The sequence below is a fragment of the Mesorhizobium sp. 2RAF21 genome (assembly GCF_052115345.1).
Lineage (GTDB): Bacteria > Pseudomonadota > Alphaproteobacteria > Rhizobiales > Rhizobiaceae > Mesorhizobium > Mesorhizobium terrae.
Genome location: NZ_JBFRGM010000004.1, coordinates 123437 through 137092 on the forward strand (window position 1 = coordinate 123437; position 13656 = coordinate 137092).

A 13656-nucleotide genomic window follows, 5' to 3' on the forward strand; every position below is an offset into this window, starting at 1 on the left:
CTTAGGAGGCCATCGATGTTTCCCACCCCCGATCGCGAAGTGCCTGACGTGAACGATTTCGAGACCATGAACCAAGAGCTGACCAAATTGATGCCGCAGGAGATGGCCAACGCCGTCAATCTGTTCGCGCATCCGGTCGCCGGAGCCGCAGCGATGTCGGCGCTCGGCGTCGGCCTGGCCAGCCATGCCTTCGGACTGTGGGTTGGCGCGCTGACCGGCGCGGCCGAGGTTTCGCAACGCCTGCTGCAGCCGGTTCTGGACGATTTCCCGGGCAGTGTCGAAAGTTTTGCCGGCGAGGGCGCAGATACGGCCGCCAAGGCTCCCGCGGCGAGGGCACGCGCCACCACCAAAAAGCTGATCGCCGAAGCGCAGTCGGTTGCCGAGAAAATTGCCGAACCGATAGCCGAGCCTATCCAGGAAGCGCCACCCGCCGAGATCGCGGTTGCCGAAGTGCCGGCTCCCGTTGCGCCGACGGTCGCCGTGATGCCGGAGGATTTCCGCAAGCCGGCAGCTGTCGACAAGCCTGCGACGCCAGACGACCTCAAGGCGATCACCGGCATCGGCCCGAAGCTGGAAAAGGTGCTGAACGGCCAGGGCGTCTGGACCTATGCGCAGATCGCCGGCTGGACGTCGGCCGAGGTCGCCTGGGTTGACGACTATCTGGGCTTCAAGGGCCGCGTCGAACGCGACGGCTGGCTGATGCAAGCGGCGGCTCTGGCCGCCAAGACGAACGATTGAGCGAAGGGAGGCGACGGCGATGCAAGTCCATGACATGCGCGATGTGCTCGACGTTCGCGGCGCCGTCGTCACCAATTCGTGCTTCGACGACGTCAACATGTCGAACACGCAGTTTCACAACGTCAACCTGGCCAACGCCAGGGTGGAAGACGTCAATCTTTCCAATACGTTGTTCACCGATGTGAACATGAGCAACGTAAAGATCGAAAATGCGCAGATCGCCGGAATGGAGATCAACGGCGTCAGCGTCGTTGATCTGTTCGCGGCATATAAGACGGCGAAAGACGCCGGGAGCAATTGATGGCAAAGCTCAAGGTCGACGGCAAAGACATCGAGGTACCCGACCACTACACGCTGCTGCAGGCGGCGGAAGCGGCGGGCGCGGAAGTGCCGCGCTTCTGTTTCCATGAGCGGCTGTCGATCGCCGGCAACTGCCGCATGTGTCTCGTCGAGGTGAAGGGCGGCCCGCCCAAGCCGCAGGCTTCCTGCGCCATGGGCGTGCGCGACCTGCGCCCCGGCCCGAATGGCGAGCCGCCGGAAATGCTGACCAATTCGCCCATGGTCAAGAAGGCGCGCGAAGGCGTGATGGAGTTCCTGCTCATCAACCATCCGCTCGATTGCCCGATCTGCGACCAGGGCGGCGAGTGCGACCTGCAGGATCAGGCGATGGCCTTCGGTGTCGATTCCTCGCGCTTCCACGAAAACAAGCGCGCGGTCGAGGACAAATATATCGGCCCGCTGGTGAAGACGGTGATGAACCGCTGCATCCACTGCACGCGTTGCGTCCGCTTCACCACCGAAGTCGCCGGCATTTCCGAGCTCGGTCTGATCGGCCGCGGCGAGGATGCCGAGATCACCACCTATCTCGAACAGGCGATGACGTCGGAACTGCAGGGCAACGTCGTTGACCTCTGCCCGGTCGGCGCGCTGACCTCAAAGCCCTTCGCCTTTACGGCGCGGCCGTGGGAACTGACCAAGACCGAATCGATCGACGTCATGGACGCGGTCGGCTCGGCGATCCGCGTCGACAGCCGTGGGCGTGAGGTCATGCGCATCCTGCCGCGCGTCAACGAAGCGGTGAACGAGGAGTGGATTTCCGACAAGACCCGCTACATCTGGGACGGCCTGCGCACGCAGCGCCTCGACCGGCCCTATGTGCGCAAGAACGGCAAGCTGGCTCCCGCCAGTTGGGCCGAGGCGTTCGCAGCAGTGAAAGATGTCGTCGCCAAGGCTGCACCGGAGAAGATCGGCGCCATCGCCGGCGATCTGGCGGCTGTCGAGGAAATGTATGCGCTGAAGCAGCTCGTGCAGTCGCTGGGTTCCGCTGGCATCGACTGTCGCCAGGATGGCGCAGCGCTCGACCCGTCGCTCGGCCGGGCCAGCTACATCTTCAACCCGACCATCGAAGGCATCGAACACGCCGACGCCGTGCTGATCATCGGCACCAATCCGCGCTTCGAAGCTTCGGTGCTGAATGCTCGCATCCGCAAGCGCTGGCGCGCCGGCAATATGCCGGTCGGCGTGATCGGCGAGGTCGGCGACACACGCTACGACTATGAGGCGCTGGGCGCCGGTCCAGACACGCTGAAGGATCTGGCCGAGGGCAATGGCAAATTCTTCCAGGCGCTGAAGAAGGCCGAACACCCGCTCATCATCGTCGGCCAGGGTGCGCTGTCGCGTTCGGATGGCGCTGCCGTGCTCGGCCAGGCGGCCAAGCTGGCGCAGGCTGTCGGTGCCGTGAAGGATGGCTGGAACGGCTTTGCGGTGCTGCACACCGCGGCTGCCCGCGTCGGCGGCCTCGACATCGGCTTCGTGCCGGGCGAGGGCGGCAAGGACACCGCCGGCATCTTGAGCGACAGCGAAGTGCTGTTTCTGCTCGGCGCCGACGAACTCGATCTGGCGAAGGCTTCCGGTTTCGTCGTCTATATTGGCACGCATGGCGATGCCGGCGCCCACCGCGCCGATGTCATCTTGCCGGCGGCGGCCTACACTGAAAAGTCGGGCACCTACGTCAACACCGAAGGCCGGGTGCAGCAGACCAACCGCGCCGGTTTCGCGCCGGGCGATGCCCGCGAGGACTGGGCGATCCTGCGCGCATTGTCGGACGTGTTGGGCAAGAAGCTGCCGTTCGATTCGCTGGCGCAGCTCCGGCAGAAGCTCTATGGCGAGCATCCGCACCTTGCCCGCGTCGACCAGATCGCGGCAGGCGAAGCGGGCGACGTCACCAAGGTGGCAAAGCTCGGCGGCCGCCTCAACAAGGCGGCCTTCACCTCGCCGGTGAAGGACTTCTACATGACGAACCCGATCGCGCGGGCCTCCGCGGTCATGGCCGAATGCTCGGCGCTCGCGAAGAACGGCTTCAGGCAGGCAGCGGAATAAACCATGGACAGCTTCTTCTCCTTCTACGTGCTGCCGGCGCTGCTGATCCTCTTGAAGTCGGTCGTGCTGATCGTCGTGCTTCTGATCTTCGTGGCCTACATCCTTTATGCCGACCGCAAGATCTGGGCGGCGGTGCAGCTGCGTCGCGGCCCGAACGTCGTCGGTCCGTGGGGCACGCTGCAGGCCTTCGCCGACCTGTTCAAGTTCGTTTTCAAGGAACCGATCATTCCGTCCGGCGCCAACAAGGGCGTGTTCCTGCTCGCTCCGCTGGTCTCGGCGGTGCTTGCCATCGCCGCCTGGGCGGTGATCCCGGTCAACAATGGCTGGGCGATCGCCAACATCAATGTCGGCATCCTCTACGTCTTCGCCATCTCCTCGCTCGAAGTCTATGGCGTGATCATGGGCGGCTGGGCGTCGAACTCGAAATACCCGTTCCTCGGCGCGTTGCGCTCGGCGGCGCAGATGGTGTCCTACGAGGTCTCCATCGGCTTCGTCATCGTCACAGTGCTGCTCACCGTCGGCTCGCTGAACCTCACCGACATCGTGTTGTCGCAACATGATGGCCTCGGCACCCGTCTGGGCCTGCCCAACACCTTCCTCGACTGGAACTGGCTGGCACTGTTCCCGATGTTCGTGATCTTCTTCATTTCGGCGCTGGCCGAGACGAACAGGCCGCCCTTCGACCTGGTCGAGGCGGAATCGGAACTCGTCGCCGGCCACATGGTCGAATATTCGTCGACGCCGTTCCTGCTGTTCTTCCTGGGCGAGTATGTCGCCATCGTGCTGATGTGCGCGCTGGCCACCATCCTGTTCCTGGGCGGATGGCTGCCGCCGTTCGACTTCGCACCCTTCACCTGGGTGCCGGGCGTGATCTGGTTCGTCCTCAAGGTCTGCCTGATGTTCTTCTTCATCTCCATGGTGAAGGCATTCGTGCCGCGCTACCGCTACGACCAGCTGATGCGTCTGGGCTGGAAGGTGTTCCTGCCGATCTCGCTGTTCATGGTGGTGGCGACTGCCGCGTTCCTGAAACTCACGGGGGGGGCGTGATGTCCCCGAATGTTTTGGGTGCGATCGTTGCCGTTTTCTGGTTGGAACTGGGAATTTTGTTGATCTGGTTGGTGCTCCATAAAACCACGTGGCTTGAGAATGTAGGAATGAATCACGGGCTTTCTGCACAGCAGCTCCGTCGCTACTTCTGGATCCTACCGGCCTTGGCCGCGCTCGGCGGTGTGTTCATCGGTTGGCAGGGCGGACCGGCATTATTTGGAGGCGAATAGGAACATGTCCGCTCTTGCTCAGGCCGCCAAGGCACTGCTTCTGAAGGACTTCGTCGGCGCCTTCTTCCTGTCGATGCGCCAGTTCGTGTCGCCGAAGGAGACGATCAACTACCCGCACGAGAAGGGGCCGATCAGCCCGCGCTTCCGTGGCGAGCATGCGCTGCGGCGTTATCCGAACGGCGAGGAACGCTGCATCGCCTGCAAGCTGTGCGAAGCGATCTGCCCGGCGCAGGCCATCACCATCGAGGCCGGTCCGCGGCGCAATGACGGCACCCGCCGCACCGTGCGCTACGACATCGACATGGTGAAGTGCATCTATTGCGGCTTCTGCCAGGAAGCCTGCCCGGTGGACGCCATCGTCGAGGGGCCGAATTTCGAGTTCGCGACCGAGACGCGCGAGGAGCTTTATTACGACAAGGAAAAGCTGCTCGCCAACGGCGACCGTTGGGAGCGCGAGATCGCGCGCAACATGGAACTGGACGCACCTTACCGGTGAGTTTTGAAAGATGGACGCGCCGCAACGGCTCGTCTAAGGACAACGCGGTTTCGCAACCGGAGGCGGGGCGAGGCCGAAAAGAATGGAGCAGGGCGCCAGCCTTGCCCAACAGGAACCTGGGGGAACCCCTATGCTGAACGGACTAGAGGCGGCCTTCTTCTACCTCTTCGCCTTTATCGCTGTGGCGTCGGCCTTCATGGTCATCTCGTCGCGCAACCCCGTGCATTCGGTGCTGTTCCTCATCCTCACGTTCTTCAACGCGGCTGGGCTGTTCCTGCTCACCGGCGCCGAGTTCCTGGCGATGATCCTGCTGGTCGTCTATGTCGGCGCGGTCATGGTGCTGTTCCTGTTCGTCGTCATGATGCTCGACGTCGACTTCGCGGAACTGAAAAGCGGTGCCTTGCAATATGCGCCGATCGGCGCGCTCGTCGGGCTGATCCTGGCGGCGGAGCTCATCGTGGTGCTGGGCGGCTACACCTTCGCGCCGCAGCTCGCCACCACCATCACGCAGAAGACGCCCGATCTTGCCACCCGCACCAACACGGCGGCACTCGGCGACATTCTCTATACGAATTATCTCTTTTACTTCGAGATCGCAGGCCTGGTGCTGCTCGTCGCCATGATCGGCGCGATCGTTTTGACGCTTCGCCACAAGCCGGGCATCAAGCGGCAGTCGATCGCGGAGCAGGTCGCCCGCACGCCGGCGACCGCCATCGAAATCAAGAAAGTCGAGACGGGGAAGGGTATCTGAGATGACCGTCGGCATCGGACATTACCTCACCCTTTCGGCCATCCTGTTCACGCTCGGCGTGTTCGGCATTTTCCTGAACCGCAAGAACGTCATCGTCATCCTGATGTCGGTGGAACTGATCCTGCTGGCGGTGAACATCAATTTCGTCGCCTTCTCGGCGGCGCTGGGCGACCTCGTCGGCCAGGTCTTCGCACTGTTCGTGTTGACGGTGGCGGCGGCCGAGGCGGCGATCGGTCTTGCCATTCTGGTCGTCTTCTTCCGAAACCGCGGTTCGATCGCGGTCGAAGACGTGAACATGATGAAGGGTTAACGGGGCAATCATGTACCAAGCCATCGTCTTTCTTCCCCTCATCGGCTTCCTGATCGTCGGGCTGTTCGGCAATTCGCTGGGCGCCAAGGCATCGGAATACATCACCTCTGGTTTCCTGGTGATCTCGGCGGTTCTGTCCTGGGTGGCCTTCTTCACGGTCGCGCTGGGCTCGGGCGAAGCCTTCACCGTTCCGGTCATGCGCTGGATTCAGTCCGGCGGCGTCGACGCCGCCTGGGCGCTGCGGATCGACACGCTGACTGTCGTCATGCTGGTTGTGGTCAACACCGTATCCGCCTTGGTGCACATCTATTCGATCGGCTACATGCACCACGATCCGAACCGGCCGCGCTTCTTCGCCTACCTTTCGTTGTTCACCTTCGCCATGCTGATGCTGGTGACGTCGGACAATTTGATCCAGATGTTCTTCGGCTGGGAAGGCGTTGGTCTCGCGTCCTATCTGCTGATCGGCTTCTGGTACAAGAAGCCGTCGGCCAATGCCGCCGCCATCAAGGCGTTCGTCGTCAACCGTGTCGGCGACTTCGGTTTCGCGCTCGGCATCTTCGGCGTCTATGTGCTGTTCGGCTCGGTCAACCTATCGACCATCTTCGCCAATGCCGCCGCCTTCGCGCCGGCCGGCCATGACGCCGCCGCCACCGCTGCAGCGCATGGCGAAACGGTGCTGACCTTCCTCGGCTATGCGCTGGACAAGGGTGCGGCGCTCACCGTCGTCTGCCTGCTTCTCTTGATGGGCGCCATGGGCAAGTCGGCGCAGGTGCCGCTGCACACCTGGCTGCCGGACGCCATGGAAGGCCCGACGCCGGTTTCGGCGCTGATCCATGCCGCCACCATGGTCACCGCCGGCGTGTTCATGCTGGCGCGCCTGTCGCCGCTGTTCGAACTGTCGGCTACCGCGCTTACCGTCGTCACGCTGGTCGGCGCCATCACCGCCTTCTTCGCGGCCACCGTCGGCCTGGTGCAGAACGACATCAAGCGCGTCATCGCCTATTCGACCTGCTCACAGCTCGGCTACATGTTCGTGGCGCTCGGTGTTGGCGCCTATGGCGCGGCAATCTTCCACCTGTTCACGCACGCCTTCTTCAAGGCGCTGCTGTTCCTGGGCTCCGGCTCGGTCATCCACGCGATGTCGGACGAGCAGGACATGCGCAAGATGGGCGGCATCCGCAAGCTGATCCCCACCACCTACTGGATGATGGTGATCGGCACGCTGGCGCTGACCGGCGTCGGCATCCCGGCGACCGTCATCGGCACGGCCGGCTTCTTCTCCAAGGATGCCATCATCGAATCGGCCTTTGTCGGTCACAATGCGATGGCGATCTTCGCTTTCGCGCTGCTGGTGATCGCCGCCTGCTTCACCTCTTTCTACTCCTGGCGCCTGATCTTCATGACCTTCCACGGCAAGCCGCGTGCCAGCCACGACGTCATGCACCATGTCCATGAATCGCCGCCGGTGATGCTAGTGCCGCTGTTCATCCTGGCGGCCGGCGCGCTGGCTGCTGGCTTCCTGTTCCACGACTACTTCATCGGCGAAGCCTATGCCGAATTCTGGAAGGGCTCGCTGTTCACGCTGCCCGACAACCATATCCTGCACGACATGCATGGCGTGCCGGTGTGGGTGAAGCTGGCGCCGTTCGTCGCCATGGTGGTCGGCTTCCTGGTCTCCTGGAAGTTCTACATCTCTTCGCCCGAGATGCCGGTGACGCTGGCGCAGCGCCATCGCGGACTCTATGCCTTCCTGCTCAACAAGTGGTACTTCGACGAGTTGTACGACTTCCTGTTCGTGCGGCCGGCCAAGCGCCTCGGCACCTTCCTGTGGAAGAAGGGCGACGGCGCCGTCATCGACGGTCTCGGCCCCGACGGCGTCTCGGCCCGCGTGGTGGATGTCACCAACCGCGTGGTCAAGTTGCAGACCGGCTACCTCTATCACTATGCCTTCGCCATGCTGATCGGCGTTGCTGCACTCGTCACCTGGATGATGCTCTGATGTCGACCTGGCCAATCCTCTCCACGGTCACCTTCCTGCCGCTCGTCGGCGCGCTGCTGATCCTGTTCATTCGTGACGACAGCGATGCGGGGCGCCGCAACGTGCGCGCCATCGCGCTGTGGACCACGATCGTCACCTTCCTGGTGTCGCTGCCGATCTGGTTCTACTTCGACAAGTCGAGCACCGGCTTCCAGTTCGTGGAAAAGATGGGCTGGCTGGATTCAGGCATCTCCTACCACATGGGCGTCGACGGCATTTCCATGCTGTTCGTCATCCTGACGACCTTCCTGATGCCGCTCTGCATCCTGGCGTCGTGGACCTCGGTGGAGAAGCGCGTCAAGGAATACATGATCGCGTTCCTGATCCTGGAAACGCTGATGGTCGGCGTGTTCTGCGCAATGGACATCGTGCTGTTCTACGTCTTCTTCGAGGCCGGCCTGATCCCGATGTTCATCATCATCGGCGTGTGGGGCGGCAAGCGGCGCGTATATGCCTCGTTCAAGTTCTTCCTCTACACGCTGCTCGGCTCGGTGCTGATGCTTCTGGCCATCATGGCGATGTTCTGGCAGGCGGGCACCACCGATATCCCGACGCTGCTGACACACAACTTCCCAGCCAACATGCAGACTTGGCTATGGCTCGCCTTCTTCGCCTCCTTCGCGGTGAAGATGCCGATGTGGCCGGTGCACACCTGGTTGCCTGACGCACACGTCGAGGCGCCGACAGCGGGTTCCGTCATCCTGGCCGCCATCCTCCTGAAGATGGGCGGTTACGGCTTCCTGCGTTTCTCGCTGCCGATGTTCCCGCTGGCGTCCGAGTTCTTCGCACCCTTCGTGTTCACGCTTTCGGTCATCGCCATCATCTACACCTCGCTGGTGGCGCTGATGCAGGAGGACATCAAGAAGCTGATCGCTTATTCGTCGGTGGCGCATATGGGCTTCGTCACCATGGGCATCTTCGCCCTCAACCAGGAAGGCATCCAGGGCGCCATCTTCCAGATGCTGTCGCACGGCCTGGTCTCGGGCGCGCTGTTCCTGTGCGTGGGCGTCATCTACGACCGCCTGCACACCCGCGAGATCGCCGCCTATGGCGGCCTCGTCAACAACATGCCGAAATACGCCACCGCGTTCCTGATCTTCACCATGGCCAATGTCGGCCTGCCGGGCACCTCAGGCTTTGTCGGCGAATTCCTGACCATGATTGGCGCCTTCAAGGTGAACACCTGGGTGGCGTTCTTCGCCGCCACGGGCGTCATCCTGTCGGCTGCCTATGCGCTGTGGCTCTACCGCCGCGTCATCTTCGGCGCGCTGACCAAGGACAGCCTCAAGAGCATGCTCGACCTGTCGCCACGCGAGAAGGTGATCCTTTATCCGCTGGTGATCCTGGTCATCTTCTTCGGCGTCTACCCGGCGCCGGTCTTCGACGCGACGGCCGCTTCGGTCAAGTCGCTCGTCACCAACGTCACCGCATCCATCGGCTCCGCGCAGACCGCGGCGGCGCACTGAGTAGAGCATCATGACACCGGATCTTCTCTCCAGCCTTTCGCTCTCGACGCCGGAACTGATCATCGCCATCGGCGCGCTGGTCCTTCTGATGGTGGGCGCCTATTCGCGCGAGGCGTCGAGCGGCGCCATCAGCGGGCTCGCCGTGGCCATCCTCATCGTCGCCGGCGGCTGGATGCTGTTCGTCACGGGCGAGGGCAACGCCTATGGTGGCGCCTTCGTGCAGGATGCCTTCGCGCGTTTCATGAAGCTGTTGTCGCTGGTCGGTTCGGCGGTCACGCTGATCATGTCGGTGCGCTTCGCCAAGGCCGAACGCTTCGACAAGTTCGAATATCCGGTGCTGATCCTTCTGTGCACGCTCGGCATGATGCTGATGATCTCGGCCAACGGGATGATCGCGCTGTATCTGGGCCTCGAGCTGCAATCGCTGGCGATCTATGTGCTGGCCGCCATCAACCGCGATAATGTCCGCTCGACCGAGGCAGGCCTGAAGTATTTCGTGCTCGGCGCTTTGTCGTCCGGCATGCTGCTCTACGGTATCTCGCTCGTTTACGGCTACACCGGCAATGTCGGCTTCGAGGCGATCGCCAATGCGCTCAGCCATGGCGGACGCCAGCTGGGCCTGGTGTTTGGTCTGGTCTTCGTGCTGGCCGGCCTTGCCTTCAAGATCTCGGCCGTGCCGTTCCACATGTGGACGCCGGATGTCTATGAAGGCGCGCCGACCCCGGTCACCGCCTTCCTGGCGGCGGCGCCGAAAATGGCGGCGATGGCACTCGTCGTGCGCGTCACCATGGGTGCGTTCGAGCCGATCGCCAAGGACTGGCAGCAGATCATCGTCTTCATCTCCATCGCTTCGATGGCGCTGGGCGCCTTCGCGGCCATCGGCCAGACCAACATCAAGCGCCTGATGGCCTATTCCTCGATCGGCCATATGGGTTACGCGCTGGTCGGCCTTGCTGCCAATTCCGAAGCCGGCGTGCGCGGCGTCGTCATCTACATGCTGATCTATCTGGTGATGACGCTGGGCACCTTCGCCTTCATCCTGGCGATGCGCCGCAACGACCAGAATGTCGAACAGATCAGCGATCTGGCCGGCCTGTCGTCGACCAACCCGATGATGGCAACCATCCTCACCATTCTGATGTTCTCGCTGGCCGGTATTCCGCCGCTCGCCGGCTTCTGGGGGAAGTGGTACGTGTTCCTGGCCGCCATCAACGCCAATCTCTACGCGCTGGCGATCATCGGCGTCTTGGCCTCGGTGGTGGGTGCGTTCTACTATCTGCGCATCATCAAGCTCATGTGGTTCGATGAGCCGGTCGGCGCTTTCCAGCCGATGGCCGGCGAGCTTCGCCTGGTGCTCGGCCTCTCCGGCGCCTTCGTGCTGCTCTATGTGCTGATCGGCGGTCCGATTAGCACCTACGCGCAAGCTGCGGCAAAGACGTTCTTTTGATGGGTGAGAAGCGGCGCGCGCAGCGCATGAAAAGCCAATTGCTTGGCCTTTCGAGCTTCGAACGCCCTCAGCCTGCGAAGGGTCCGGTAGGAAAAGGGCAGGCCGTCCTTGTCGGGTTTGCGCCGCTCCCCATCTGCCTGTCGGCATCTTCTCCCTGTGAACGGGGAGAAGAGGTTTTTTCGTCGTGAGCTTCCGTCTCGCACCCACTGTCGAAGCCCAAGGCTTTCGCCTCGAGGCGCATGAGAGCGTCGGCTCCACAAACGCGCTGGCGCTGGATCGTGCCCGCGCCGGCGATCCCGGCAAGCTCTGGATCGTCTCCAAGAAACAGGAAAGCGGGCGCGGCCGGCGTGGCCGGGTGTGGGCGACGCTGGAAGGTAATCTTGCCGCGACCCTGCTTGTAGTCACCACCGGCGAGCTGCGCATGGCGGCAACGCTCGGCTTCGTCGCCGGGCTGGCACTGGCAGATGCGCTCGACGCCGTGGTGCCCAAGGGGCGCATCGCGGTCGGGCTCGACGGAGCCGGCGCGGGGCGCAACCGTTTCGAGCTGAAATGGCCGAACGACGTTCTGGCCTCCGGCGCGAAGCTCTCCGGCATCCTGCTGGAATCGGCGATGCTGGACGGCGGCCGTTTCGGCGTGGCCGTCGGCATCGGCGTCAATGTCGTGGCCCATCCTGAAGACCTGCCTTACCCCGCCACTTCGTTGAAGGCGCTGGGGGCGAATTGCGACGCCGAAACACTGTTCCTGGCGCTGTCGGACGCCTGGAGCGAAAACGCCGGCCTGTGGGCCGAGGGACGCGGGCTGACCGCCATTCGCGAGCGCTGGCTCAGGCGCGCCGCGGGGCTTGGCGGCGAGGTTGCCGTCAGGATCGACGGCAATGTGGTGCGTGGTACCTTCGAGACCATTGACGAGGATTGCCGTTTCGTGATCCGCGATAGTGCAGGCAAAATGATTACGGTCGCCGCCGGCGACGTGCATTTCGGCGCGGTGGCTTCGGCCGGGGCACAATAGGGCCGCCACGGCGCGGTCGCGCCGGATTGTGGCAAAAGGAGAGACTGGATGGCGAAAGCGGACAACGCCGAGCTCGTATTCGTGCCGCTGGGCGGCGTTGGCGAAATCGGCATGAACTTCGCCCTTTACGGCTATGGTCCGGCGAACAACCGCGAGTGGATCATTATCGATGTCGGCGTCACTTTTCCCGATGCCGCCCATCCCGGCGTCGACCTGATCCTGCCCGACACGCGCTTCATCGAGGACAAGCTCGCCAAGCTGCGCGGCATCGTCATCACCCATGCCCATGAAGACCACTACGGCGCGCTGCACGACATCTGGCCGAAGCTGAAGGCGCCGGTGTGGATGACGCCGTTCGGCGCCGGCCTGCTCGAGGCCAAGCGCCAGGGCGAGCAGAACGCGCCGAAGATCCCGGTCACCATCTACCGCGCCGGCGAGAAATTCACGATCGGTCCGTTCGAGATCGAGGCGATCCCGGTCGCCCATTCCATCCCCGAGCCGATGTCGCTGGCCATCACCACGCCGGTCGGCACCGTCATCCACACCGGTGACTGGAAGATCGATCCGGCGCCGTCCATCGGCCCGATGACCGACGAGGCGCGTTTCCGCGCCTATGGCGACAAGGGCGTGCTGGCGCTGGTCTGCGATTCCACCAATGCGCTGAGGGAAGGGGATTCGCCTTCCGAGCAGGCTGTCGGCGAAAGCCTGAAAAAGCTGATCGAGGAGGCCAAGGGCCGCGTCGCCGTGTCCACCTTCTCCTCCAATGTCGGGCGCATCGTGGCGATCGCGCGCGCTGCGCGCGACGCCGGCCGCCAGGTGCTGGTGCTCGGCCGTTCGCTGAAACGCGCCATCGATGTGGCGGGTGAACTCGGTTACATGGACGGCCTGCCGGAATTCATCGCCGAGGAAGATTACGGCTTCATTCCGCGCGAGAACCTGGTCGTCATCTGCACTGGCAGCCAGGGCGAACCGCTGGCGGCGCTCGCCAAGCTGTCGCGCGACGAGATGAAGTCGGTGGCGCTCACCGCCGGCGACACCGTGATCTTCTCCTCCCGCACCATTCCCGGCAACGAGAAGGCGATCCTGGAGATCAAGAACCGGCTGATCGATCTCGGCATGAAGATCATCGAGGATGGCGATGCGCTGGTGCATGTGTCGGGCCATCCGCGCCGCAGCGAACTGAAGCGCATGTATGAATGGGTGCGGCCGGCCATCGGCGTGCCGGTGCATGGCGAGGCTGCGCATCTGGTGGCGCAGGGTTCCCTGATGTCGATGTCCGGTATCCGCCAGGTGGCGCAGGTGCGTGACGGCGATATGCTCAGGCTCTATCCGGGGGCGGCCGAAATCGTCGACCAGGTGCCGTTCGGCCGGGTCTACAAGGACGGCAAGCTGGTTGGCAGCGACGAGGCGATGGGCATCAAGGACCGTCGCAAACTGTCCTTCGCCGGCCATGTCGCGGTCAATGTCGTGCTCGACGACAAATATGAACTCGCCGGCGACCCCGATCTCGTCGCCATCGGCGTCGCTGAGGCGGATGCCTCGGGCGAGTTGCTCGAGGACATCATGCTCGATGCGGCAGTTGGTGCGGTGGACTCCATACCGCGCCAGCGCCGAAAGGATCTGGACCTGGTTCAGGAGTCCGTTCGCCGCTCCGTACGCGCCGCCGCCAACGAGACCTGGGGCAAGAAGCCGCTGGTGACGGTGTTTGTGACGCGGTGAAAAGGGAGTAGGCAGTAGGCGAT

13 protein-coding genes are annotated in these 13656 nt (G+C 63.3%); all 13 read left to right on the plus strand.

Annotated elements, in window-relative coordinates; all coding sequences use genetic code 11:
• Positions 1 to 15 precede the first annotated feature (15 nt).
• Positions 16 to 738 carry an NADH-ubiquinone dehydrogenase gene (locus tag AB4136_RS08030; protein ID WP_024924571.1) on the plus strand — a complete coding sequence of 241 codons (723 nt, stop codon included), beginning with the start codon at positions 16 to 18 and terminating at the stop codon, positions 736 to 738.
• Positions 739 to 757: 19 nt separating this feature from the next.
• A complete protein-coding gene (locus AB4136_RS08035) occupies positions 758 to 1039 on the plus strand; it encodes a pentapeptide repeat-containing protein (RefSeq protein ID WP_024924572.1) in 282 nt (93 codons plus the stop codon).
• Positions 1039 to 3117, plus strand: coding sequence for an NADH-quinone oxidoreductase subunit NuoG (nuoG, locus tag AB4136_RS08040; protein ID WP_024924573.1), 2079 nt, complete (start codon positions 1039 to 1041; stop codon positions 3115 to 3117). The genes AB4136_RS08035 and nuoG overlap by 1 nt, the downstream gene beginning before the upstream one ends.
• Before the next feature lie 3 nt (positions 3118 to 3120).
• Positions 3121 to 4164 (plus strand): NADH-quinone oxidoreductase subunit NuoH, encoded by a 1044-nt coding sequence (gene nuoH / locus AB4136_RS08045; protein WP_024924574.1) that lies wholly within the window; start codon positions 3121 to 3123, stop codon positions 4162 to 4164.
• Positions 4164 to 4394 (plus strand): hypothetical protein, encoded by a 231-nt coding sequence (locus tag AB4136_RS08050; protein ID WP_024924575.1) that lies wholly within the window; start codon positions 4164 to 4166, stop codon positions 4392 to 4394. The genes nuoH and AB4136_RS08050 overlap by 1 nt, the downstream gene beginning before the upstream one ends.
• Before the next feature lie 4 nt (positions 4395 to 4398).
• A complete protein-coding gene (gene nuoI, locus AB4136_RS08055) occupies positions 4399 to 4890 on the plus strand; it encodes an NADH-quinone oxidoreductase subunit NuoI (protein ID WP_024924576.1) in 492 nt (163 codons plus the stop codon).
• A gap of 130 nt (positions 4891 to 5020) precedes the next feature.
• Positions 5021 to 5641, plus strand: a complete 621-nt coding sequence (locus tag AB4136_RS08060) for an NADH-quinone oxidoreductase subunit J (protein ID WP_024924577.1) — start codon at positions 5021 to 5023, stop codon at positions 5639 to 5641.
• A 1-nt stretch (position 5642) separates the two neighbouring features.
• Positions 5643 to 5951, plus strand: a complete 309-nt coding sequence (nuoK, locus tag AB4136_RS08065; protein WP_024924578.1) for an NADH-quinone oxidoreductase subunit NuoK — start codon at positions 5643 to 5645, stop codon at positions 5949 to 5951.
• Between the two features lie 10 nt (positions 5952 to 5961).
• Entirely contained in the window at positions 5962 to 7953 is a 1992-nt protein-coding gene (nuoL, locus tag AB4136_RS08070) for an NADH-quinone oxidoreductase subunit L (RefSeq protein WP_024924579.1), read from the plus strand.
• Positions 7953 to 9458 (plus strand): NADH-quinone oxidoreductase subunit M, encoded by a 1506-nt coding sequence (locus AB4136_RS08075; protein ID WP_024924580.1) that lies wholly within the window; start codon positions 7953 to 7955, stop codon positions 9456 to 9458. The genes nuoL and AB4136_RS08075 overlap by 1 nt, the downstream gene beginning before the upstream one ends.
• A gap of 10 nt (positions 9459 to 9468) precedes the next feature.
• Positions 9469 to 10905 carry an NADH-quinone oxidoreductase subunit NuoN gene (nuoN, locus tag AB4136_RS08080; RefSeq protein WP_024924581.1) on the plus strand — a complete coding sequence of 479 codons (1437 nt, stop codon included), beginning with the start codon at positions 9469 to 9471 and terminating at the stop codon, positions 10903 to 10905.
• A gap of 184 nt (positions 10906 to 11089) precedes the next feature.
• Complete coding sequence (locus AB4136_RS08085; protein ID WP_024924582.1) at positions 11090 to 11914, plus strand: biotin--[acetyl-CoA-carboxylase] ligase; 825 nt, start codon at positions 11090 to 11092, stop codon at positions 11912 to 11914.
• 48 nt (positions 11915 to 11962) lie between these two features.
• A complete protein-coding gene (locus AB4136_RS08090; RefSeq protein ID WP_024924583.1) occupies positions 11963 to 13633 on the plus strand; it encodes a ribonuclease J in 1671 nt (556 codons plus the stop codon).
• Positions 13634 to 13656: the final 23 nt, after the last annotated feature.

Coding starts and splice junctions, on each gene's coding strand:
- AB4136_RS08030 (WP_024924571.1), top strand. CDS start 16: ATGTTTCCCACCCCCGATCGCGAAGTGCCTGACGTGAACGATTTCGAG.
- AB4136_RS08035 (WP_024924572.1), top strand. CDS start 758: ATGCAAGTCCATGACATGCGCGATGTGCTCGACGTTCGCGGCGCCGTC.
- nuoG (WP_024924573.1), top strand. CDS start 1,039: ATGGCAAAGCTCAAGGTCGACGGCAAAGACATCGAGGTACCCGACCAC.
- nuoH (WP_024924574.1), top strand. CDS start 3,121: ATGGACAGCTTCTTCTCCTTCTACGTGCTGCCGGCGCTGCTGATCCTC.
- AB4136_RS08050 (WP_024924575.1), top strand. CDS start 4,164: ATGTCCCCGAATGTTTTGGGTGCGATCGTTGCCGTTTTCTGGTTGGAA.
- nuoI (WP_024924576.1), top strand. CDS start 4,399: ATGTCCGCTCTTGCTCAGGCCGCCAAGGCACTGCTTCTGAAGGACTTC.
- AB4136_RS08060 (WP_024924577.1), top strand. CDS start 5,021: ATGCTGAACGGACTAGAGGCGGCCTTCTTCTACCTCTTCGCCTTTATC.
- nuoK (WP_024924578.1), top strand. CDS start 5,643: ATGACCGTCGGCATCGGACATTACCTCACCCTTTCGGCCATCCTGTTC.
- nuoL (WP_024924579.1), top strand. CDS start 5,962: ATGTACCAAGCCATCGTCTTTCTTCCCCTCATCGGCTTCCTGATCGTC.
- AB4136_RS08075 (WP_024924580.1), top strand. CDS start 7,953: ATGTCGACCTGGCCAATCCTCTCCACGGTCACCTTCCTGCCGCTCGTC.
- nuoN (WP_024924581.1), top strand. CDS start 9,469: ATGACACCGGATCTTCTCTCCAGCCTTTCGCTCTCGACGCCGGAACTG.
- AB4136_RS08090 (WP_024924583.1), top strand. CDS start 11,963: ATGGCGAAAGCGGACAACGCCGAGCTCGTATTCGTGCCGCTGGGCGGC.